Annotated in this window: 20 protein-coding genes, 3 tRNA genes and 2 pseudogenes; 6 read left to right on the top strand and 19 right to left on the bottom strand. The window is 34.6% G+C overall.

The window, feature by feature from the left end; all coding sequences use genetic code 11:
• The first annotated feature begins 23 nt into the window (after positions 1 to 23).
• Positions 24 to 983 carry an IS110 family RNA-guided transposase gene (locus OOT12_RS06875; protein ID WP_264688607.1) on the top strand — a complete coding sequence of 320 codons (960 nt, stop codon included), beginning with the start codon at positions 24 to 26 and terminating at the stop codon, positions 981 to 983.
• Between the two features lie 191 nt (positions 984 to 1,174).
• Here OOT12_RS06875 and OOT12_RS06870 read toward each other — a convergent pair.
• From OOT12_RS06870 to OOT12_RS06830, 8 genes and pseudogenes are all read right to left on the bottom strand, one after another.
• Positions 1,175 to 1,485 (bottom strand): annotated as a pseudogene (locus tag OOT12_RS06870) (transposase); the annotation flags it as partial.
• A 258-nt stretch (positions 1,486 to 1,743) separates the two neighbouring features.
• Positions 1,744 to 2,645 (bottom strand): annotated as a pseudogene (locus OOT12_RS07500) (IS5 family transposase).
• A gap of 511 nt (positions 2,646 to 3,156) precedes the next feature.
• Positions 3,157 to 3,756, bottom strand: coding sequence for a ubiquinol-cytochrome c reductase iron-sulfur subunit (gene petA, locus OOT12_RS06855; RefSeq protein ID WP_264375176.1), 600 nt, complete (start codon positions 3,754 to 3,756; stop codon positions 3,157 to 3,159).
• Between the two features lie 94 nt (positions 3,757 to 3,850).
• Entirely contained in the window at positions 3,851 to 6,553 is a 2,703-nt protein-coding gene (gene gyrA, locus OOT12_RS06850; protein WP_264685270.1) for a DNA topoisomerase (ATP-hydrolyzing) subunit A, read from the bottom strand.
• A gap of 51 nt (positions 6,554 to 6,604) precedes the next feature.
• Positions 6,605 to 6,677 (bottom strand) — tRNA-Val (locus tag OOT12_RS06845).
• A gap of 64 nt (positions 6,678 to 6,741) precedes the next feature.
• Positions 6,742 to 7,608, bottom strand: coding sequence for a tetratricopeptide repeat protein (locus OOT12_RS06840; RefSeq protein WP_264375178.1), 867 nt, complete (start codon positions 7,606 to 7,608; stop codon positions 6,742 to 6,744).
• 68 nt (positions 7,609 to 7,676) lie between these two features.
• The gene (locus OOT12_RS06835) at positions 7,677 to 8,075 is read right to left on the bottom strand and encodes a DUF1284 domain-containing protein (protein ID WP_029237639.1); all 399 of its coding nucleotides are present in this window, start codon (positions 8,073 to 8,075) and stop codon (positions 7,677 to 7,679) included.
• Complete coding sequence (locus tag OOT12_RS06830) at positions 8,072 to 8,599, bottom strand: biotin transporter BioY (RefSeq protein ID WP_264375179.1); 528 nt, start codon at positions 8,597 to 8,599, stop codon at positions 8,072 to 8,074. The genes OOT12_RS06835 and OOT12_RS06830 overlap by 4 nt, the downstream gene beginning before the upstream one ends.
• 85 nt (positions 8,600 to 8,684) lie before the next feature.
• Here OOT12_RS06830 and OOT12_RS06825 point away from each other — a divergent pair, with 85 nt between their 5' ends.
• On the top strand, positions 8,685 to 9,275 hold the full coding sequence (locus OOT12_RS06825) for a nitroreductase family protein (RefSeq protein WP_264376527.1): 591 nt from the start codon (positions 8,685 to 8,687) through the stop codon (positions 9,273 to 9,275).
• Between the two features lies 1 nt (position 9,276).
• On the opposite strand, the gene OOT12_RS06820 is transcribed toward OOT12_RS06825, so the two are convergent.
• Together OOT12_RS06820 and OOT12_RS06815 are read right to left on the bottom strand one after the other, a co-directional pair.
• Positions 9,277 to 10,056, bottom strand: a complete 780-nt coding sequence (locus OOT12_RS06820) for a glycoside hydrolase family 5 protein (RefSeq protein ID WP_264375181.1) — start codon at positions 10,054 to 10,056, stop codon at positions 9,277 to 9,279.
• A gap of 21 nt (positions 10,057 to 10,077) precedes the next feature.
• Positions 10,078 to 10,311, bottom strand: coding sequence for a hypothetical protein (locus OOT12_RS06815; protein ID WP_264375182.1), 234 nt, complete (start codon positions 10,309 to 10,311; stop codon positions 10,078 to 10,080).
• A 105-nt stretch (positions 10,312 to 10,416) separates the two neighbouring features.
• Between OOT12_RS06815 and dapF the strand changes: the two genes are divergently transcribed.
• Complete coding sequence (gene dapF / locus OOT12_RS06810; RefSeq protein WP_010403976.1) at positions 10,417 to 11,211, top strand: diaminopimelate epimerase; 795 nt, start codon at positions 10,417 to 10,419, stop codon at positions 11,209 to 11,211.
• A gap of 6 nt (positions 11,212 to 11,217) precedes the next feature.
• Here the strand turns inward: dapF and sucD are convergent, their stop codons facing one another.
• From sucD to hemF, 8 genes are all read right to left on the bottom strand, one after another.
• On the bottom strand, positions 11,218 to 12,099 hold the full coding sequence (gene sucD / locus OOT12_RS06805) for a succinate--CoA ligase subunit alpha (protein ID WP_264376525.1): 882 nt from the start codon (positions 12,097 to 12,099) through the stop codon (positions 11,218 to 11,220).
• A 3-nt stretch (positions 12,100 to 12,102) separates the two neighbouring features.
• On the bottom strand, positions 12,103 to 13,254 hold the full coding sequence (sucC, locus tag OOT12_RS06800) for an ADP-forming succinate--CoA ligase subunit beta (RefSeq protein WP_264375184.1): 1,152 nt from the start codon (positions 13,252 to 13,254) through the stop codon (positions 12,103 to 12,105).
• Between the two features lie 30 nt (positions 13,255 to 13,284).
• Complete coding sequence (gene rpsU / locus OOT12_RS06795; protein WP_007302350.1) at positions 13,285 to 13,485, bottom strand: 30S ribosomal protein S21; 201 nt, start codon at positions 13,483 to 13,485, stop codon at positions 13,285 to 13,287.
• A gap of 198 nt (positions 13,486 to 13,683) precedes the next feature.
• Positions 13,684 to 13,757 (bottom strand) — tRNA-Pro (locus OOT12_RS06790).
• 122 nt (positions 13,758 to 13,879) lie between these two features.
• The gene (locus OOT12_RS06785) at positions 13,880 to 14,575 is read right to left on the bottom strand and encodes a 16S rRNA (uracil(1498)-N(3))-methyltransferase (RefSeq protein WP_015588133.1); all 696 of its coding nucleotides are present in this window, start codon (positions 14,573 to 14,575) and stop codon (positions 13,880 to 13,882) included.
• A 32-nt stretch (positions 14,576 to 14,607) separates the two neighbouring features.
• Positions 14,608 to 14,679: transfer RNA gene (locus tag OOT12_RS06780), tRNA-Glu, on the bottom strand.
• A 68-nt stretch (positions 14,680 to 14,747) separates the two neighbouring features.
• A complete protein-coding gene (locus OOT12_RS06775; RefSeq protein ID WP_264685269.1) occupies positions 14,748 to 15,737 on the bottom strand; it encodes a hypothetical protein in 990 nt (329 codons plus the stop codon).
• 232 nt (positions 15,738 to 15,969) lie between these two features.
• Positions 15,970 to 16,794: an oxygen-dependent coproporphyrinogen oxidase gene (gene hemF / locus OOT12_RS06770; protein ID WP_264685268.1), complete on the bottom strand. Its 825-nt coding sequence runs from the start codon at positions 16,792 to 16,794 to the stop codon at positions 15,970 to 15,972.
• Positions 16,795 to 16,953: 159 nt separating this feature from the next.
• Between hemF and OOT12_RS06765 the strand changes: the two genes are divergently transcribed.
• From OOT12_RS06765 to OOT12_RS06755, 3 genes are all read left to right on the top strand, one after another.
• Positions 16,954 to 19,434, top strand: a complete 2,481-nt coding sequence (locus tag OOT12_RS06765; protein ID WP_264375188.1) for a response regulator — start codon at positions 16,954 to 16,956, stop codon at positions 19,432 to 19,434.
• An 86-nt stretch (positions 19,435 to 19,520) separates the two neighbouring features.
• On the top strand, positions 19,521 to 20,363 hold the full coding sequence (locus OOT12_RS06760; RefSeq protein ID WP_264375189.1) for a ParA family protein: 843 nt from the start codon (positions 19,521 to 19,523) through the stop codon (positions 20,361 to 20,363).
• Positions 20,360 to 21,226 carry a ParB/RepB/Spo0J family partition protein gene (locus OOT12_RS06755; protein ID WP_264375190.1) on the top strand — a complete coding sequence of 289 codons (867 nt, stop codon included), beginning with the start codon at positions 20,360 to 20,362 and terminating at the stop codon, positions 21,224 to 21,226. The genes OOT12_RS06760 and OOT12_RS06755 overlap by 4 nt, the downstream gene beginning before the upstream one ends.
• Positions 21,227 to 21,310: 84 nt before the next feature.
• Here the strand turns inward: OOT12_RS06755 and ispD are convergent, their stop codons facing one another.
• A complete protein-coding gene (gene ispD / locus OOT12_RS06750; RefSeq protein WP_264685267.1) occupies positions 21,311 to 22,516 on the bottom strand; it encodes a 2-C-methyl-D-erythritol 4-phosphate cytidylyltransferase in 1,206 nt (401 codons plus the stop codon).
• Positions 22,517 to 22,541 lie beyond the last annotated feature (25 nt).

Here is a 22,541-nt window from a genome sequence, read left to right as displayed (position 1 = left end):
TATATTATTCTTACGGAGGAATTATGAATTCATCAAATATCATTGCTGGCATTGATGTTAGCAAAAATAAGCTAGATATCCACATTCATCCACTTGGACATTATAAAGTATTTGAAAATGACGTTCAAGCTATTGATCAAATACTCGACTTTTTACGTTTGCATAATGTAACCAAAGTTGGACTTGAAGCAACTGGTGGGTACGAAAAATTATGTGCTTATACTTTACTAAGCCATGGTTTCGAAGTATATGTTATTCAACCTAGATGGGTTAGAGATTATGCAAAAAGCCTTGGTATCGCTACTAAAACTGATAAAATAGACTGCAGCATCATCTCACGTTATATCAATAATACAGATATGCGTGTTACTCCTTTAAAGGTTAGTAATATTGACAGTTTGAAGCAAAAGTTATCTCGCAGAAATCAATTAGTGGAAATGGCAAAAATACAAAAAACTCAAGCTCATCAAGTAACTGATATATCCATAATCAAACAAATGGAAGAACTACTTGCCATTTTGCAAAGTCAAATTCAAGTTTTAGAAGACGAGATGATAACATTGATTGAGCAAAGTCAAGAGCTTAAAGAAAAATACATATCAATAACTAGTATGCCAGGAGCAGGTAGAATCTTAGCTATTACTATGATCTGTTATCTACCAGAATTAGGAACTCTCCGACATAAAGAAATATCTAGCCTTTCTGGAGTTGCACCTTTTAATCGAGATAGTGGTTTTAGTAAAGGAAAAAGATGTATTCAAGGTGGTAGATCACAGATTAGAACAGTTTTACATATGTGTGTTCTTAGTGCACAAAAGTACAATTCTTATATAAGAATCTTCTTTGATAGGCTATACGATCAATACAAAAAACCATATAAAGTTGCTTCTACTGCTGCCATGAGAAAATTACTTATCCTTGCTAACTCTTTAATCAGAGATGGCAGGGTTTTTACTGAGGAATATAGCCCTAAAGCTGCTTAGATTGAAAATTAGTGTAGTTGTGGATAAGTGCGCTTACACAGACTGAAAGCACTTATCCACATCCACACTTCTTAAAAGAATTCAAATCAAATACTACAACTTAAATTACGTAAAATGTGTTAAAAGCATCTTTGGCTTTATAGTCCACTAAGTAAAAATTTATTTTTAGTATTTTTCTATTGACTTTTAACACAACTGCTTATTTTACAGCAGTTTTCATGCTCTTTTATAAAAGAATATTTCACTCTTTTTGGTTTGCAAAATATCCCAGGGCTTTTTTTTAAATATCTCTTTCTCTAGTTACTCTTGCCAGTTCTTTCTTTAAATCAAACCGTTCTTTGTCATAAGGAGACAACTTTCCTTTTCCTGGAAACGCGTCTGTCCCAGACATTTTATCATTGTATTTTTTTACCCACCTGCTTAATGAATCGCCGTTAATACCCAGATCTCTTGCTATTTTTGCTGATGATTGACCTGTTTCTTTAAATTTTAAAAAGTTCATGTTAGTCTCCTATAGTGTTAGTGGAATTTACTTTATGGTGGTGTCAGCCTCTTTGGTGTCATCTCAGCGTCCTTTTTCTTGTCATCTAAGTAGCCCTTTCCTTGTCATTCCAGTGCTTGACACTGGAATCTAGTTTCACCTTATGATGGTGTTATTCAAGTAGCCTCTATCCAAGTGCCCCTTTGGTGTCATCCGAGTAGCTGACACTGGGATGGCTTTATTGCATCACACTTTATGAGATGGTGATTTATGTTAAATTCATGTAACTATCTCAAATTTAGCCATACCAATATCAGTGAATTTATTAAGCAAATAGCATTTAGTTCTTTTTCTCGATTTATCTCAGATTTATTCCTAAAACTAAATCCGAATATTTGCTTTAATCTTGAGAAAAACCCTTCAATATAAGATCTTTTCCCATAATTTACTTCTTTTTCCATTCTTTCATGCCATCTTCACCGTATAATTTTATTAACCTAATAGCAGCATTCCTGTCAGACATATAATCTATTTCTGGATGTTCTGCCGCATTGTTTATTGGTGGAATTTTTGTCTTTATATCATATTCGTTACACAACTTATAAAACTTGTGCCTATCACATGCTCTATCTGCATATAGTGCTTTTATGGCATGCTGAAAATCAACTTCTTTTAGCAAATCACAAGTGATCAGAGTAGACACCGTTACTGTATTTTACAGCTATGGCTTTTTTGTTGTTTATATTCAACATTACGTGCAATTTTCTCGTTTGCTCATAGCCACTCTGTCAGTGCTATTTTCCTTGCTGTGTGTTGTTGTATATACTAATTCCTGTACTGTCTATAGCAATTTCGATATCTTCTATATTATTTTCTGCAATCATTTATCTTAATATTAAGTTTTTTTTGATGCTTGTGAATAGCTGCAAATTTTTTCCTATTTGTTGCAGATATCCTTTTACAAACCCTACCGTTTGTCTTAAGCCAATTCTAAAAAGATTAACGATTATATGCACTAAAATCACAACTTTATCACTATAAATATAGTTGCCGCCCTGCATTTTTGGACTATTTTCATACCAATTTTCGATAGCTTCATCGATGTAACGAAAAATATTCCCCCTTTTTTCAAGGAATTTGTTATATTCGTTTTGGTTACTGACTTTCATTTTTTGTGGCATATTTTTTCTTCAACAGTTAAATGGCTATTTATAATGAATTTTGTCAGTAACTGCCAGTTCTTTTCACTTGAGCGATTCAACAAAGCCATCACGATTCCACTGAAATCACTCTTTCCCTTAATTCATATTAATATGGTGACTCCATTTATTCCCTCACTTTCAGCTTTTTCTTGCTTTACCATATCTCTTCCCCTCTTGTCTCTATCTTTATGTATTAAGCTGTATAACTCAAAATCTTGATAAAATGCAGAAAAGTTTTTTTAATTTCAGCTCCATCCTCGAAGAGTTAGAAAATAACTTTAAGCAAGTTAGTCAGAATTTTTCTGACGCAAAGGAACAAGTTTTAAATTTAGCTGTCAACTCTGAAGATTTGGCAGGCAAGTTTCTTAATTATCACCCGAATATGTGCATAGTATAAAATTAGCTTGATAGACTTCAAGAGCTTTGCCTATGAAGTCAGTGTGCTTCTTGAAATGCAATATACTTTTATTACTTTAATTATGAAAATCCGTTAAGCCTTCTTGCCAATTACTACAATATTTTCACTTGGAAAAAAGTAGTCAGGTATAGCCATATTTTTTGGTGCAGGACCGCCAATTACTCGGCCTGATGTGTCATAATATGAACCGTGACAAGGGCAGAACCAACCGTTGCCGTCTTTTGTAGCGTGATCAACTGGTACACATCCAAGATGGGTGCATATTCCAATCATAATTAACCATTCATCTTTTCCTTTGTATACTCTTTTTTCATCTGATTCAGGATCTCTCAAATTTTCTGCATTTATGGCTCTTGCAGCCTCAATCTCTTGTTTTGTGCGCTTGCGGATAAATACTGGCTTACCTTGCCATTTTACCTTTTTTCCTTGTCCTTCTTGAATATCAGATAGATTAACCTCAACCGTAGACATCGCTAAAACCTCAGCAGAAGGATTCATAGACTTAACCAATGGCCAAAGACTGCTTGCAGCTCCTATACCTGCCATGGCACACGTAGTTAATGTGATAAAATCTCTTCTACTCTTATTTTTGGCAAAATCTTTAACAAGAGATGTTTTTTTATTCTTCTCATTCGTCAATGATTTTTTATTTTTAGTTAACTTCTTATCCATCAATCTCTACTTGAACATAGACATATATTTTAATTTAAATATTATAGATTAATCAATAGAAATTTGCACTATTTGCTTAACCTTTGCTATACAGTTAAGAAGAAACAGAGTTTTCAATTTCGGAAATACTATCTTCAGTGGAATCGGGATCCTCAATTTTCGCTACTGACACCACCTTTTCTCTACTCTCTGTTTTAAACAGAGTGACTCCTTGAGTGCTACGTCCTGCAATTCTGATATCATTTACTGAAATACGAATTAACTTTCCTTTATCTGTAATAAGCATGATATTATCACCCTGTTCAACTGGAAAGCTAGCAACAACATTACCGTTTCTGTCGGTAGTAAGGATATTTGTAATACCAACACCACCTCTATTTGTTACCCTATACTCGTACGCAGAAGTTCTTTTACCAAAGCCATTTTCAGTAATAGTTAATATGAACTCCTCATTCATTGCAAGTTTTAAGAACAGTTTGTTATCTATTCCTAAATCATTCAAAGTCTTTTCCAATTTAGAATCAATGGAGTTATTAATTGCAGTTCCCAGTCTTTTTGCAAGTGGAACTTTTAAGTAAAGTTCTTTTGTTTCTGTTGCTACACCTATCCCATTTAATATGGTCATAGATATCACGCTGTCATTCTTTGCAAGTTTGATACCTCTTACGCCATCTGAATTGCGACTTTTAAATTGACGCACATCACTTACAACAAATCTGATACTTTTGCCGAATCTTGTTGAAAGAAAAACATGATCAATTTCATTGCATACTTTAACTGATATTAACTTATCTCCTTCATCGAGCTTGATTGCTATTTTTCCATTGCTTGGAATATAGTGAAAATCTGCTAAAGAGTTGCGCCTTATGTTCCCATGAGCAGTAGCAAAAACTATGTTTTGATTTTCGTCATTTTCACTTGGTAATGGCATTATATTAGTTATAGTTTCACCATCGCTAAGCGGGAATATATTAACAAGTGCTCTTCCACGTGCAGTTGGCTCTGCAATAGGTAACTTATAAACTTTTAATCTATAAACTCGGCCAATATTAGAAAAGAATAAAAGGCTAGTGTGGGTATTCCCAACAAATAATTTTGTGGTTACATCCTCTTCTTTTAATCCTTGTCCTAGCTTTCCTTTTCCACCACGACGCTGAGTTCTATAATGAGAAAGCTTCACACGCTTGATATAACCATTCATAGTTACGGTTATCACCATATCCTCTTGTGGAATTAGATCTTCAGCTTCAATGTCCGTATCTGATTCCTCTATTGAAGTTTTTCGCGGCACAGTAAATCTGTTCTTTATTTCTTGTAGATTGTTTTTTATTTCTTTCATCAACTTCTCTCCTGAGCCAAGAAAAGCGATATATTCTTTTATCAGGTTGATCATTGAACTTAGCTCAGCTTCTAATTTGTCTTTTTCAAGGCCTGTTAAACGTTGCAATTTCATGTCAAGAATAGCTTTCGTTTGCAGCTCAGTTAATCTATACACTCCGTCTTTCAAAAAGCTTGTGCTGTCTGAGATTAATCCAATAATTGTGTTTATCTCAGCTGAAGTTTTCCATTCTTTATTTAAAAGTTCTCTACTTGCTTCCGCAGGATCTTTTGCACCACGGATGATTTTTATCACTTCATCTATGCTCAAGACCGCAATGTAGAGCCCTATATATATATGAGCTTTTTCCCTCGTTTTTCTTAGACGAAACTCTGTTCTCCTGATTAATACTTCTTTTCTAAAATCAATAAAAGCAGCTATAATTTCTTTCAACGACATCAAAGCAGGCCTGTTGTTGTTGAGGACTAAAGTGTTAACACTAAAACTACTTCTTAGTGGAGTTAGTCCCAATATTTGATTAAGTATAAAACTTGCTTCAGCATTTCTTCTGAGGTCAATTACTACCCTAATACCAGACTTATCAGATTCATCCCTAATTTCTGTTATGCCATCAATTCTTTTTTCTTTTACAAGCTCACCTATCTTCTCAATTAATTTTACTTTATTTACCTGGTAAGGTATTTCATCAATCACTATTGCTTGCCTATCTTGTGACAGGTCTTCCATGTGAGTCTTGCCTTGCACAACAATTGATCCACGACCCGTTGCAAATGCTGATCTTATTCCAGACCTTCCAAGAATCGTTCCCCCAGTTGGGAAATCCGGTCCTGGCATCACTTCAAGTAACTCATCCAAAGTAACTTCAGGATTATCTATATATAACATACAAGCATCTATTATTTCTCCAAGGTTGTGAGAAGGAATATTGGTTGCCATACCAACTGCAACACCGCTTGCACCATTTACCAATAGATTCGGAAATTCTGCAGGCAGTACAACAGGCTCTGTTTCATTTCCATCATAGTTTGGCCTAAGATCAACTGTATCTTCGTCAATATCATTTAGTAAAAAATGCGACACTCTGTGGAGCCTTGCTTCTGTATATCGCATTGAAGCTGGCGGATCTCCATCTATCGAACCAAAGTTACCTTGCCCATCAATAAGTGGTAAAAGAAGAGAAAAATCTTGAGCCATCCTGACCAAGGAGTCATAGATAGCCATGTCACCATGTGGGTGATATTTTCCCATTACATCTCCGACTATACGAGCTGCTTTTTTATACGGTTTACCGGCATCGAACCCAGCCCTCGACATTGCGTATAATATGCGCCTATGAACAGGTTTAAATCCATCTCGCACATCAGGTATAGCTCGACTTATGATCACACTCATTGCGTAGGAGAGATAAGAATCCTCTAGCTCTTTCACTATTGAAACTGGTACTATGTTGTCTTGCATTTTCTATACTTTGATTGAAATAATTGTAATATTAATATTCAACTAGGCTAATGGGCAATGACAGACTTGAACTGCCGACCTCCTCGGTGTAAACGAGATGCTCTACCAGCTGAGCTAATTGCCCCTCTAGATATAATTCTATAGTTCAATGTTGTTGTTGTAAACAAAAATAGCGATACAAGCAACTCTTATGGAATCGCTGAGTGCGCACTATGGAGTTGTATAAATTTTAGCCTTGCTGCTACCTTGTATAAAGGTATTCTTTCACTTGCATTTTTTGACATGTTCAACAACTTTGAATAACATGCTGTGGCATTTTTAAAATCTGAGAGCTTATCTAGAATAACAGCTAAATTATAGGTATAAAAAATATTGTTTTGATCTAAAGAAATTGCTGCTTTCATATATTCTTTAGCTTTTACGTAATCCCCTTTTTTCATATAGATCAAACCTAAATTTGCTGATAAAGGGGCGCTATTTCTGAGTGTATCATACAATTTCAACATTTCACTCAATGCTAAATTAGGATCATATTGTGAGATTATCGTCAGAAAATTCTTTAATACATAAGGGTTGCTAGGATATTCTTTTAACAGTCTTGTGTAAATCTCTACAGCTTTTTTAAATTCTTTGTTAGCGTAATAGATGTTCCCTAGTCCAATTAAAGCACTTTCATGATAAGGAAATTTTGCGATAATCTGATTGAGGAGAGAAGTAGCTGTTTCACTATCTCCTAACTCAAAGGAATCTTTTGCTTTTTTTAAAATAGAGTATATGTCAAAATTCTTGCCAGAATTCTGCGAAATTTTGATATTAAATTTGTCACTTTTTCTCTCGATAACATCAAGATCTTTATATTTTTTATCAGCTTTTATATGCTTGACAACACTATCAAAGACCTTCTGTATCTCCAAATTTTCACTAGCATAGGTAACAGAAGACCTCCATAAAATCACAACGCAAATTAACATGCAGACAAACATAGATCCTAGTGTTGTGGCATTGGCTGAAGCGCGTAACCAGTAAATCTTATTTCTTTGAACTATACGCAACACATTACAAATTCATAAATGCTAAATTACTTATCTAATATAACAATAAAGATATTATTAATTGGCAGATACTATTTAGAATGAGTTAAAAGAGCACTTCTACACATCCCATATGGTTGCCAATTACACTCCTCACATGCGTAGTCAAATTTCTCTAAAGACATTTTCTTTCTAATTCTTTTTACTGCTTTACTCCAGGTCAAAATCTCGCCAATTTTTATTCCTAAAATTTCCATATGCCTTCTATCTAGCTCTAAAACTTTAGCTTGTGTGGTACATTTACCTTGTTTAGTCTGGTTTGGGCAAACACTACAAATAGTGTCAAGATTATCAACTACTTCGATTTTAGTATTAGGATCACTAATTACTTTACTTGCTATCTTTTTGTAATTTTCTACAAAGCTCTGAGAATATCCATACCCTTGAAATGCAAGAGTGCACATAAAATGATGAGGACGAAACCTTATCACTTTTTCAAATACTGCAAAGCTGCTACAAGTAGAAAAATTTTTACCAAACCAGGAAGGATGAATGGTAAAACACCTACCATTATTGCTTGTTTCAGACCCACGTAAATAGTAAGCCAACTAATACCACAAATAAAGATTACGAATGTACCCGCCAGACAACTTAAAGAATTACACATAAATGATTTATATTTAGAGTTCAGTAATTCATTTACTCTGCTCATTACTACAACAGCAACTAAACAGCCAATCAAATATCCACCTGTTGGCCCGAGAAAAATGTGATAACCACTAGAAAAATTCGCAAAAACAGTCAATCCTGCTGCACCAAGTGATAGATATGTAAGCACAGAATAGAATGCTGTTCTGTGGTTAAATTTAAGCCCAATAAGCATTACTCCTAAAGTTTGCAATGTGATAGGCACAGGCTGCAATGGTATGCTTATTTGAGCCATCAAGAATAAAAGTAAAACGCAAGACAATATTTCAGCCAGTGTTGATCTGCTGCTAGATTGTGTTATAAACATACTTTCCCAATAAAAATAACTTATTAAATGTCATATATGTGTATGAGAGGTTTTGCAATTTAAATTTTGCTCATATTGTGCTACAATGAATTATTTATGCACTATTAAACTAAAAATGATGAGTAAACAAGATCTATTATCGTTGATGAAAGCAAGACACAGCGGACGTTCATACGATCCTACAAGAGCAATATCTCAGGAAGACATGGATATTTTAATGGAAGCTGTAAGGCTGACTCCCTCATGTTTTGGTGATGAACCCTGGAGATACGTAATATGCAACAAACAGAACAATCAAAGCGCATGGGAAAAGCTGCTAAATTGCCTTGATGAATCTAATCAAAAGTGGGCAAAAGATGCACAAATACTAATTATATCTCTAAGCGCTAAGAATTTCCGTAAATCTGACAAAGGTGAAAATTTTTGGGCTAATCACGATACTGGTGCAGCAAATTATGCACTTATGCTACAGGCTGCAGCTATGAACTTAATGGCTCATCAAATGGGTGGATTTGATAGAGATAAAATAGTAGAAAAATTCAACATATCCGATGATTTTAATTTAATGTCAGTGATAGCGGTTGGTTACGAAGAAGATGGCGCTGAAACAAGTAAGAAAAAAAGAAGACCAATAGAAGAAATATTTTTTTATGATGAGTGGCCAAAAACTAGTTAACTTACTTTGACCACCCCTCTCTCAATACCTTAAAAATAGGATTATCTGGTAAGTAATTTTTTTTCATTGTACCTTTTTCAATTGCTTGCCAGTCTTTCCATGAAAGCTTCTCGTTTCCAAGTTCATAGTCCATACCGTCCCACACGTCTTCACGAAAACCATAAACAGCAAAGTGCCAATTATATTCATTAAAAATAGAAGTAAGATCTCGAAAATAGTTCTCTAATCCTTTTGAACAGCGATGCCCGCCAAACTCTCCAACAAAGATCTTATAATTTGGTATATTATATTTCTCTTGGAAAACTTTGACTGGTTCTATATATGATCTGAGTGTATTTCTATTCCAGTACTCTGTTTTATTTGTGTCAGCAGAACAAATATATCCTGGATAGAAAAATTTCCCCTGGTTTAGTTTTAAATTTGTATAAACAAAAGGCTCGTATATGTGAAATGAATAAAGAACATTGTGATCATTAAGTGGTTTTAATTTATCGAAAGCCTGAGGATCGCCATAATTACTGCTGTCCAGTATGATAGGGGTTTTTAGGTCAATGCTTTGTTCTACGTTATAAATAGCCGAATCTGCAGTATTATAAAGCCTTTCTGGATGTGGTTCATTTAAGATATTATATCCAACAATAGCAGGATGATCTTTAAGCTCTTTCGCAAGATCTTGCCAAAATTTTGCTGCTTGTTTTTGAAAAGCTTGATCTGACCATAAACGTAAATCATCTTTATCGTTATTATTTTGCTTCCATCTAGATCCAGGTAAGCTAAGCATCGTTAATACTACTGGTATTTTTTATTGATGAAAAGCATCTAAAACATCTTTCAGAACTTTCAGATCTTTGGAAATCAGGCCAGGATAATTGTCTGCATTGCCTAAGAGGAAGTCACGTTGCGTAGTTTCAAATTTGTCAGGAGCAAGACGAATAAAACCAATTTTGTATTCCTTTGCTGATTTGATTAAGTCACTATCAACTTTTCTATTGAAAACATTTGCTCCCTTTCTAACTCCAGTTTGCCAAAAGAGCATTTTGCTGTTCTCCGGTATTGACTTAGCACTTACATTACAGAAAACTATAGAATACAAAACAGCTGTAATTAGAAGAAAAATTTTCACTTATGTAATTTTGCTATAATGGTAAGTAACCTAACAGACAAGATCCCGTTTGTAAAGATGCACGGTACTGGCAATAGTTTTGTTATCATAGACTCACGTTCAGCAAATAATTTAGACTGGAATTATAGACAAATTGCTGATCAAGGCAGTTGTGATCAAGTGATAATTATAACAATGTCTAATGCTGCAAACTGCTTTATGCATATCTACAATGCTGACGGTAGTCGAGCTGAAATGTGTGGAAACGCAGCACGCTGTGTTGGATATTTGATAATGTTAGAAAAAGGTACTGAATATATCACTATTGAGCTGATAAATAATCGTATCTTAGAATGTTTTAAAGTAGGTGATAAATCAATAAAGGTCAATATGGGTAAACCACTGCTTAAATGGAATGAAATTCCTCTTTCTTGTGAATGCGATCCCCTTTATCTACCTATAGAGCTTGAAATGCTGAAAGAGCCAGTTGCAGTAAATATTGGTAACCCTCATATAGTTTTTTTTGTTGATAACATAAGCGAAATACCATTGCAGAATTTAGGACCAAAGCTAGAAAATCACGAATTATTTCCTCAGAAAACAAATGTTAGTATTGCACAAATAGAAAAATCTGGAGAAATAAACTTAAGAGTTTGGGAAAGAGGAACAGGTATTACTGCTTCATGTGGTAGTGCGGCTTGTGCAGCATTTGTTGCATCTATACTTCGTAAGTGTTTGGCTACTAAACAAACTTCAGTGCATTTACCAGGAGGTCAGTTACTGATTGAGTGGTCAAAAAATATACTGATGACTGGGGATATAGGGTTTTTATGACCTAGGCTAGGCACTGACACTCATTACTTCTAACACCTTTTTACCAATCACAGCAGGGGTTTCTGCAATCGCAATCCCAGCACTGCGCATAACCTCTAACTTTGCACCAGCACTTCCACCGCTGGAAGAGATGATTGCTCCAGCGTGTCCCATACGTCTTCCTGGAGGTGCCGTTTGGCCTGCTACAAAACCAACGATTGGCTTTTTAGTTTTTTCTGTTTTCACAAAATGTGATACATCTTCTTCTTCGTTTCCACCTATTTCACCAATAACTACAATACCATGAGTATCGTCATCTTTTAAAAAGAGCTCCATACAGTCAACAAATGTCATACCATGAACTGGATCCCCTCCAATTCCTATACATGTTGACTGACCAAGACCAACAGCGGTTGTTTGTGCTACCGCTTCATAAGTTAAAGTTCCGGAGCGAGACATAATTCCTATGTGTCCACGCTTATGGATATGGCCAGGCATAATTCCTATTTTGCATTCTTCAGGTGTAATAATTCCCGGGCAGTTGGGACCAATCAATTGACTTTTTGAGCCGATAAGCGCACGCTTAACTTTCACCATATCAAGTATAGGAATGCCCTCTGTAATACAAATTATCAATTCTATTTTTGCATCTATTGCTTCAAGTATTGCAGCAGCAGCAAATTTAGCAGGTACATATATAACTGTGGCATTTGCACCGTTTTTTTCTTTGGCTTCTGCTACAGTATTAAAAACCGGTAAATTAAGGTGAGTGCTACCACCCTTTCCAGGAGTTACACCTCCCACCATTTTCGTTCCGTAATCAATTGCTTGCTCTGAATGAAATGTGCCTTGTGCACCAGTAAAACCCTGGCATATTAATCTTGTATCTTTGTTTACTAAAACGGACATGCTTTATTTTACCTCTTTTACTATCTTTTGCGCAGCATCACCCAGTTCATCTGCAGCAATAATATTTAATCCTGACTCTTCTAAGATTTTTTTTCCTTCTTCAAAATTAGTACCTGATAATCTAACCACTAGAGGAACTTTAATGCTCATTTCTTTTGCAGCCGCAACAATTCCACTTGCGATAATATCGCAACGCATTATACCACCAAATATGTTAACCAGAATTCCTTTTACGTTGCTATCAGACAATATGATTTTAAATGCTTCAGTTACAGTTTCTTTACTCGCTCCACCACCAACATCCAAAAAGTTAGCAGGCTCTGCTCCGTAGTATTTTATTATATCCATTGTTGCCATCGCAAGACCTGCACCGTTTACCATGCAACCAATACTGCCATCCATTTTGATGTAACTGAGCCCATACTTTGAAGCCTCTATCTCTTCTTTCACTTCTTCATCATAATCACGAAGTTCCATAATTTCTGGGTGACGATATAAAGCATTGTCATCGAAATTAATTTTCGCATCGAGCGCAATAAAATCTCCAGAATTTGTTTCAACCAGTGGATTAATTTCAATTTGGCTCGCGTCAGTTGCAATAAACGCATCATATATTTTTTTTGCAATGTTCGATATCTTTTCTATTTGTTCTGGACTCAAATGAAAACTGCTGCTTAACTTGCTGCTATCAAAACTTGTAGCAGAATCAATATCAAATTTCACAATTTTTGCAGGAGAATTTTTTGCCACTTCTTCGATGTCCATTCCACCTTCTGAGGAAAATATGAATATTGGCCTACTGAGCTTCGGGTCGATTACCAGGCTTAAATAATACTCTTTCTTAATGCTTGAGCCTTCTTCAACGTACACTTTTCTTACTTGCTGCCCGCTTGGCCCTGTTTGATGAGTAACTAAAGTCATACCAATCATGTTCTTTACAAACTGTTGAGCTTCTTCAACTGACTTTGCTAGCTTTACACCACCAGCCTTACCCCTACCACCTGCATGAATCTGAGCTTTAACCACAAACACGTCAGATTTTAGTTGATTTATTTGAGTTTCTACTCCTTCTGCAGATGTAGCAACAAAACCCTTTGGTACCGGGACATTAAACTTGTGTAAAATTTCCTTTGCTTGATATTCATGAATATTCATAAGATAACTAATTATTAACCTTAGTAAAAACTACCAACCATAACGCTGTCTTCTGCATTCTTGCTGATACCTCTTTTTCCTTGCTTCAGCTTTTTTTTTAGCTGTTTTCTCTGATTTCTTTTCGTGATATTTTTTTTTCATTTTGAGCCCTCTTCCTTCCTTTTGAATTATTTTTCTCAACACTGGAAGAGCTCTATCTACATCACCATAATGGACTGATACTTCAATCAAACTCTATACCTCCTTCGGTAATCACTTCAAAATCCATTTATAAATTAGAAAATTAACATTGTCAATTATTTTATAAACTTGAGCGATAGAATATGATATGCAGTGATTTATATGAAAAAAGCTTCATTCTGCTGTCAATCATTTACTTGCTGATAAAAATTGCTCTTAGGTTACAGTGCTCTTGTAATTTTTCTAATCTCGGGGCGGAGAGATTTGAACTCCCGACCCTTTGGTCCCAAACCAAATGCGCTACCAGGCTGCGCTACGCCCCGACTTCTTTACTAAGAGTATCGATAGTTCGGAAAAATGCAAGTTTCATTTATTTCTTTTAGGAAAAATATAATGCAGATTTCTTTATATAGAGTGTCAAGTTGCACTAGCCATATTAAAAAATCTAGCTATACCAATTGGTGAAGGTTAATGCAGCAACTACAGCAGTATCAACTCTCAAAATTCTTTTTCCTAGACTCAGTTTCTGACAAAATTTATTGGCAGAATCAAGTTCGTAAGATGAAAAACCACCTTCGGGGCCAACAATAATAGCAACGTTTTTCTTGCCTTTTAGAACTTTATTAGGAGGTTGTCCTTCACCTGTTTCATCACACAAAACAAAATTTTTATTCTGGGAATCGGATAATTCACAGAAATTAATAGGAAGAAAAATCTGTGGTATACTTGTCCTACCGGATTGTTCCGCAGCTTCAATTGCCTGTAATTTCGCTCTACTTAGGTTAATGTTTTTTACTACTGTACGTTCTGTTGAAATAAATTGAATGCAGGTTACTCCCATTTCAGTTGCTTGTCTTACTATGTTGCTTAAGGCGCCGCTTTTTACCAGAGCACAATACAAATATAGATTTTTTTCATGTTGTTGTTGTTTAGTGCGTTCTTTTATTATAATTTTTGTCGATTTACTTGATATATTCACTACTTCTCCTAACCATTCTCCATCCTTTCCATTAAAAAGATAGATGTTATCATGCTTCTTAAGCCGCATTACATTGTAAATATAGTGACTTTGTCGTGGATGAAGCGCCAAACTTACATTTTGTGATAAAGCTTCTTCAACATAAAGCCTAATTTTTTTCATTCAAAACTTTAGTTATTTGCATTCTGTTTGAGTGACTCTTACGGGATTTGAACCCGTGTTACCACCGTGAAAGGGTGGTGTCCTAACCACTAGACGAAAGAGTCGACTTGAATCTAACTGAGTTATATCGATTATACATATAAAGTCAATTCAATTATTTTGAATCACACAGTTAGAGTGATATATCAGTGATTTTATATCGACAGCCTCCTATTACCCCATGTTCAATGCTTACTGAACCTATCTCAGATTTAGGAGCTTTAGATCCTAAATCTAATTTTTGTTCAACTTTTGTATCTGAATCATAGCCAGAATCATATCCAGAATCTCTACGCTCAAAATTTTGCCTTATTTCTTTTACGTTAAAGCCAGCCTTGGTCTTGATTTGCTGACTCGCTGGCTTATTAGTACTTTGCTCATTTAGTTTTACTTGCAAATTATTCACTTTATCCTTCACTAATCCATGATAAGTCCCAGAATTATCTTTTATATGTTTTGCTTGTCTTTCTGATCTCTTTTTCGATAAATCTACTTTAGCATAAATAGGCTCTGGTTGCTCTTTATGATTTAAGCTAGTGGGCTTTTTTTGCTCTGAGAAATCATCTACATCTTCATAAATAGGTTCTCCTGATATACTAGAATAACCACTATCTTTCAATGATAAATTTTCGGTAGATCTTTTATGCAAATCATATACTTCAGCATAAATGGATTCTTCCGATACGCTCAACTCTTCTAATGAGTTACTAACCTTAGCGTCATATACCTCATCATAAATGGGCTCTTTTAAAAGTAAAATATCATCATGTTCAAAAATTCTAGGAGGTTTTTTAGGTGAGTTGGCCTTAAATTTTAGCTCTACTTCCTCTTTAAGCTTGTCACAACTTTCCGTTTGTTTCAAAATCTCCAATATTTCTTTTCTTTCTTTTTTTATTAGCTCACCAAGCACTAAACAACATTTTTCTTTACGATCTTTGAGACTGTCCTTATCTCCGTACTGCATAGCTTCTGATGCTATTTTGTATTGAAGGATTACATTTCCTATACTATTATTTATTTCATTAATATTTGCTCCAGCACTAATAAGTAACGTCATTACATTATGATCAAGATTTGTTACTGCATACTCTAAAGCTCGATTTAAAGTTTGATCATTATTCAAGTCAAATGACCCCTTGTTCCTAAAAGGATTAATTCTAGAAAAGAGTTTTTCAAAGCTGTTTACTATATTATGAAGACTTAAAGCTAGCCTCACGCCTCTTATATTGCTATTTCTAGCGGATTTAATTAAAAAACTATCTACTATACCCATGATTGTACCCCTCTATATAAAAGCTCACCATTGTGGTACAATTTTAAACTATAACGATTTATTTTATATTAATAACCGCTTTTCACACCCACTTAACAAGAGGCGGCATCGACATCATAATTGCATCGGGGTTACCATTAGTCATTAAACCAAACCTTGTACCACGATCATAAAGAAGATTGAACTCCACATATCTGCCACGTTTTATCAATTGTTCTTCTCGTTGTTCTTTTGTCCAAGATTTGTGCATATATTTGTGTATGATGTGCAAGTAAATTTCTAAAAAAGCTTCACCTACTGCTTTTGTGAACTCAAAATCATTTTTCCAGTTGCCAGAAGTTAGATTGTCATAAAAAATTCCACCAATACCACGTGGCTCTTTTCTATGTTGTAAAAAAAAGTAATCATCACATTGCTTTTTAAATTTCGGATAATATTCGATGTTGAACTCATCGCAAGTTGCTTTAATTGATTCGTGAATGTACTTATAATCTTCCTCATCTTTATAAATTGGAGTAAAGTCCATTCCTCCACCAAACCATTGTTTTGAGGTATATATCAGCCTTGTGTTCATATGTGCTGCAGGGATAAGGGGAGATTGCATGTGAGACACTAAAGATATACCGCTTGCCCAAAATTCTCCATTGCTTTCACTTGCACCAGAAATTTCATTAATGGCTGAGTCTGCGAGCTTTCCGTATACTCTTGAAACGTTTACTCCAACTTTTTCAAAAATATTACCAAAGATAATTGTAGATTCACCACTTCCTCCACCTGGTCGGTTCCACTTTCTTTTTTCGATTTTTGGTTCTGTGAATGACTGTACCTCAATTGATAAGAAAGATTCGGTGATCTTGTTTCTCAGTGCGCAAAACCATTCAAATGCTTGTGTCTTTTGTTTTTCCATAATGCCTTCTGTTGGCTTATTAATATTATTGTACTCTATATTTACAGGACTCAATTAGATTGGGATAGTAACTACTCATCAAGGATGTTAATAAATCTATAATAATTAAATCAATATAGTAGAATATTTTTATATGTGCAAGGATGCCAAGCAACAATAATGAGTAAAAGATACATAGATAACAAAAAAGAGAACAGAGTTGACTTCATACTAAGAAATTATGGGATGTCAATTATTGTGATGGCAGTCATTATGTTCTTACCTCCAATAGCAATATCAGTACTCTATTTTTCTAATGTATATAGTCAGCATGTTAATATAGAGATTAATTTATTAATTAGTACTCTAATGACTCTCTTTGTGGTATATAATATAAAACGTTACAAGTATCTACTTAATATCATAGAGTTTCAAAATGCAATATTTGCAAATGCACTGAATCATAATACAGAGTTTTGTCTCATTTTACATAAAGATGAGGGTATTATTTATGCTGATGCGAGGTTCTACGAAAGGTTTAAAGATCACATAAACGATGATGTTACGCTAGATAAAATTCTTGAAGCAGGAGATGTTTCAGAAAAAGACAGAAAATCACTCTATCATGCGTTAAGAAATAACACTTCTGTAAAAGTATGCATTTCCTTAAGCAAGAAGAGTAGAATATCTAACTTTCTTTTGCTCTCTGAACCAATACCGGATAATCCACAAATTGCTATAAATAGTAATAAGACTTTAAATTTATCATTAGCCCCAATAGCAAGACCGAATGGGTATTTTGTACTGAAGGCAACACAGGTAAACAAAGAGCAGGTATATGAAGAGTTGATAGAGAAACACAATATAGCAACTTACGTTGCAAATACAAAAGGAGGTATCTTATCTGTAAATAAAAGATTTTTAGACATGTTTGAACTAAAAAAATTGGAAAAAGGTAGCTCAATCAATGATTTTATATCTCAATCTAAGTATGACGATACAATAACCAAAAATGAAATTATGTTTTTTACTATAAGCGGTGCTCCATTTAAGGCTTATATGAGTACTGCTATATTTTGTGATAAATACAATCATAGCTATATACACGGCTTTATAACACCAACTGAATCAAATATTGTTGATTATCAACTACACCCTTGTTTTACAAATTCGTCAATTGCTATTGCACAATGCGACATAAATGGCAATTTTATAAAGAAAAATATAGCATTAGTAAGACTTGCGGGGTCAAATAATGGTTCTATCTTTGCATTGATATCAGATGGTTATCATATGAAAGTGCGTGAATATTTTTCAAGTAATAGGATAAATAATGCGTCCTTTGATGTGCAGCTCAATGGCGGTAATAACATGAAAATATATTTTAATAAGTTTCTTCATAATAAAGTGATGTTCATACTTTGTTATTTTATTGATAATACTGAACGTAAAAAACTAGAGATAAAACTTGAGCATTATCAAAAGGTGCAAGCTATAGGGCAGTTAGCAGGTGGTATTGCACATGATTTCAATAATATATTAACCGGAATAATAGGATTTTGTGATTTGCTTTTACTCCAGCACTCAGCTAGCGATCCATCTTTTGGAGATATAATACAGATACAGCAAAATGCAAAACGTGGGTCAAATTTAGTAAGACAACTGCTTGCTTTTTCAAGAAGACAGACTTTGCAGCCAAAGATTATTAATGTAAATGGTACGATAGCTAATCTTTATGAAATGATCAAAAGATTAATAGGTGAAAATATAAAATTTAATATTTATTATGGTAGCGATTTGGGTGCTGTTAGGGCTGACCAAGGACAATTAGAGCAAGTTATGCTTAACTTAGCAGTTAATGCTGGTGCTGCTATGGAAAAGGGGGGAGAGTTAACTATACGAACCTTTAATCAAAAGGTTGATTCATTAAATTCTACACCTCAGGATATGTTTTCTCCAGATAAGGAAACGATTGAACATGGGAATTATGTTGTGATTGAAGTGATTGATACTGGATGTGGAATGACGAGTGATATAATTGAAAAGGCATTTGATCCATTTTTTTCTACCAAAGATATTACTTCTGGTACAGGTCTTGGCCTCTCTACTGTATATGGCATTATTAAACAAACCGAAGGATACATCTATGTTGCTAGCAAAGTGAATCGTGGAACTAAATTTAGCATATTTTTGCCGATAGTTTACATATCGGATGAAAATGATAAAGAGGAAGATAGTAAAGAAATAGAGAAACCGGTAGAGATTAAAGGTAATGGTATAATTTTATTAATTGAAGATGAAGATTCAGTAAGGGAATTTACTGCTAAGGCTCTTACAAGAAAAGGATTTAATGTAATAGAAGCGAGTATAGGCAGCGAGGCACTAGAGATCATTAGAAAAAAAAATCAACACATAGATCTAATAATCACTGATGTAATCATGCCAGAGGTGAGTGGTCCAGAAATAGTTAAAGAAACATTGATACATAGGCCAAACATCAAAGTTATTTTTATTTCTGGGTATGCAGAGGATGCTTTTTTAAAGAGCGATGAAATCAATATAGAAGACTTCCATTTTTTACCCAAACCATTTACTCTGAATGAGTTAGGAAATAAGGTTCAAAGTGTGTTACACAAGACAAAAAAAGGCAGTTTACTTTGAGCATGACTGGCAACAAAAAAATTTTTCTAATGCAAAAATTTCTTGCATATATACAATAGAGTTATTTTATACATAAGATAAAAGGCGTGAGCAAGATCATTGCAATAGTAAATCAAAAGGGTGGAGTTGGTAAAACTACAACTAGTATAAATTTATCAACAGCCTTTGCTGCTGTGGGAAAAAGTACTTTACTGGTAGATCTTGACCCTCAAGGAAATGCTAGTACAGGACTTGGGATTTCTTATCGTAGCAGGGAAGAAAAAAATATATATAAAATACTGCTGAGCAGCGAAAGTGAATTGGTGGAATCGGCAATTTTCAATATAAAGGAAATTCCAAATCTATCGCTGATTTCATCAGTGGTTGACTTATCAGCTGCAGAAATTGAGCTATCACAACTTGAGCAGGGAAAATTCGTACTAAAAGATACGCTAGAGAAAGTACGTAATAATTATGAGTACATAATTATCGATTGTCCTCCATCACTTGGTCTGCTTACTATCAATGCTCTGACCGCTGCTGACTCGATTATTGTTCCTCTTCAGTGTGAATTTTTCGCTCTGGAAGGATTGAGCCATTTAGTTAAGACTGTAGAGCTGATAAAAAGAAATAACCTAAACCCTTTCCTGCTAATAGAAGGAATATTGCTCACAATGTATGACAGACGCAACAAACTTAGTGAGCAGATAAAAAATGATATTTGCCAGTATTTAAATGATAAAGTATATAAAACTATCATCCCATTGTATGAGACCATTATTCCACGTAACGTACGGTTATCAGAAGCGCCTTCTCATGGGAAACCCGCTATTGTATATGATTTTAAGTGTCCTGGTGCGCAAGCATATATAAGTTTGGCAAAAGAAATTTTAAAGAAACACATGAGCATCTGTAAAGAGAAAAAGCTGATAAGTGAGGGTGCGGCGTGAAGGATAATAGGCGCTTAGGTAGAGGTCTTGCCGGCCTCATAGGCGATAATTATGATAATAAGGAAGATCGATTACCCGTTTCATTACTGCATCCGAGCAAATTTCAGCCGAGAAAATATTTTGATGAAGAGTCATTGAAAGGACTTGCAAGTTCGATAGAGAAAAATGGCATTATACAGCCTATTGTGGTGCGCAAAGATCCAAATGATGACGATTATGAAATAGTAGCAGGGGAACGTCGTTGGCGGGCAAGTAAAATTGCAAATCTTGATAGTGTGCCAGTCATCATAAAAGATTTAAATGACAAGGAATGCTTAGAAGTATCGATAATTGAGAACATACAGAGGCAAGACATTAATCCAATAGAAGAAGGTGAAGCGTATAGGAAACTAATAGATGAATTCTCCTATACACACGAAGAACTAGCTTCAACTTTAGGCAAAAGCCGCAGTCACATAACCAATATGACTCGAATGTTATCACTCCCTGATGGAGTGATAACAATGATCAACGAGAAAAAATTGTCTATGGGCCATGCAAGGGCATTGATTAATGTTGAAAATGCGGAAAGTCTTGCAGAAAGAATAGTTTCTCAGGGCCTGAGCGTTAGACAAACTGAAAAATTGATAAAAGACTTACAACAAAATAACGACCGAAAAGAGCATAAGTGTACTAAAAATCAAGATATGGCAGCATTAGAAGGAGCTATATCTTCTCAGCTTGGTTTAAAGATCAAAATTAATGACAGTAATTCTAAGGGTAAAGTCATGATACGTTATAACAACTCAAATGAATTGGATTTTATATTGAAAATTTTGAATAGAAGACTTGAATCAGCTATTAATGTCGAAAGTAGCTCATAGAAATTTCTTGACAAACCTTCCCATTTTCCTTGCAATGGAAGTGAAATGGTGGAGTTTGTCAAGTAAGTTATTTCGTTTCTACCTTCAATAAAAATTTGCACGCAATAGCACAGAAGCATACGTTGCTATTCCCTCATTTCTTCCAATAGAACCTAATTTTTCCGCTGTGGTTGCTTTGATATTTACGAATTCACCATTAATTTCTAATATTTTTGATATGAATTCCTTCATTCCTGCTTTGTAAGGCGATATTTTAGGCTCTTCACAAACTATAGTAATATCTAAATTAGACACGCTATATCCTTTTTTCTGTGCTTTTTTAGCAGCAAAGTCAAGAAAATGAGATGAATTGCAATCCTTCCATTTAGAGGAATTAGGAGGAAAATGTTCTCCTATATCGCCACATCCTAGTGCTCCGAGTATTGCATCAACGATTGCATGTATTGCAACATCACCATCGGAATGTGCCTCTATTGCCATATCATGCTCAATTTCCACACCGCAAATTTTTATAAAGCTCTTAGCATCATTTTGAATTTTAACAAATTTATGTATATCATAACCGGTTCCGACACGCAATTTTGGCTCTCCAAAGAGAAGTTTTGCCATATTGATATCCTCTTTTGTAGTTAACTTAAAATTCTTTTTCTTACCTTCAATAATCGCAACATGTTTTTTATGCTCCACCATTAGTGATGAATCATCAGTAAATTCTTTGACTGACTGATGGCACGATAATAATTCTCTGAAATTAAAAATTTGAGGGGTTTGTATGGCTCTAAGTTTTTCTCTTGAAATCGTAGATTCAACGAAATTATTACTCACCAACGATATAGTATCCTCGACTTCTATTGCTGGAACTACTCCTGTATATTGACCATTAATCATAGATTCAATCAAGTTGTTTATTAGAATATTTGATACAAAAGGCCTACAAGCGTCATGTATAATAACAAAATCTGGATTGATCTTTTGCAAACTCTCCAGTCCAAGTTTAACTGAACTCTGCCTGCTTTTTTCTCCACATACTGGACTCAGCAATTTAGTATCTATAGTTGATGACGTAACTTCTTTATAGAAATCTTTTTGACTTTCATTTACTACCACTCTTATGTAACTTATGTACTGATTAGCTAAGAATTTTCTAATTGTGTGAAATAAAACAGACTTACCTGCCAGTTTTATATACTGTTTAGGGATTTTGGCATTGCATCTACTGCCTACTCCTGCTGCAACTATTAATGCTGCTATCTTGTATTCCTCAAGTCTGTTAGTGTACATGCTTATCATTTTCGTTGTTAATACAAGTTATCTA

Origin of the sequence: Wolbachia endosymbiont (group B) of Parapoynx stratiotata, assembly GCF_947250635.1 — a bacterium.
Taxonomy (GTDB): Bacteria; Pseudomonadota; Alphaproteobacteria; order Rickettsiales; family Anaplasmataceae; genus Wolbachia.
The sequence above is the reverse complement of the archived record's forward strand: the minus strand, read 5'-3'. Positions and strand labels throughout refer to the sequence as shown.

Excerpts from the sequence above, each read along its gene's own strand:
- OOT12_RS06875 (WP_264688607.1), top strand. The coding sequence starts at position 24 with ATGAATTCATCAAATATCATTGCTGGCATTGATGTTAGCAAAAATAAG.
- petA (WP_264375176.1), bottom strand. The coding sequence starts at position 3,756 with ATGGATAAGAAGTTAACTAAAAATAAAAAATCATTGACGAATGAGAAG.
- gyrA (WP_264685270.1), bottom strand. The coding sequence starts at position 6,553 with ATGCAAGACAACATAGTACCAGTTTCAATAGTGAAAGAGCTAGAGGAT.
- OOT12_RS06830 (WP_264375179.1), bottom strand. The coding sequence starts at position 8,599 with ATGTTTATAACACAATCTAGCAGCAGATCAACACTGGCTGAAATATTG.
- OOT12_RS06825 (WP_264376527.1), top strand. The coding sequence starts at position 8,685 with ATGAATTATTTATGCACTATTAAACTAAAAATGATGAGTAAACAAGAT.
- OOT12_RS06820 (WP_264375181.1), bottom strand. The coding sequence starts at position 10,056 with ATGCTTAGCTTACCTGGATCTAGATGGAAGCAAAATAATAACGATAAA.
- OOT12_RS06815 (WP_264375182.1), bottom strand. The coding sequence starts at position 10,311 with ATGCTCTTTTGGCAAACTGGAGTTAGAAAGGGAGCAAATGTTTTCAAT.
- dapF (WP_010403976.1), top strand. The coding sequence starts at position 10,417 with ATGGTAAGTAACCTAACAGACAAGATCCCGTTTGTAAAGATGCACGGT.
- sucD (WP_264376525.1), bottom strand. The coding sequence starts at position 12,099 with ATGTCCGTTTTAGTAAACAAAGATACAAGATTAATATGCCAGGGTTTT.
- sucC (WP_264375184.1), bottom strand. The coding sequence starts at position 13,254 with ATGAATATTCATGAATATCAAGCAAAGGAAATTTTACACAAGTTTAAT.
- OOT12_RS06785 (WP_015588133.1), bottom strand. The coding sequence starts at position 14,575 with ATGAAAAAAATTAGGCTTTATGTTGAAGAAGCTTTATCACAAAATGTA.
- hemF (WP_264685268.1), bottom strand. The coding sequence starts at position 16,794 with ATGGAAAAACAAAAGACACAAGCATTTGAATGGTTTTGCGCACTGAGA.
- OOT12_RS06765 (WP_264375188.1), top strand. The coding sequence starts at position 16,954 with ATGAGTAAAAGATACATAGATAACAAAAAAGAGAACAGAGTTGACTTC.
- ispD (WP_264685267.1), bottom strand. The coding sequence starts at position 22,516 with ATGATAAGCATGTACACTAACAGACTTGAGGAATACAAGATAGCAGCA.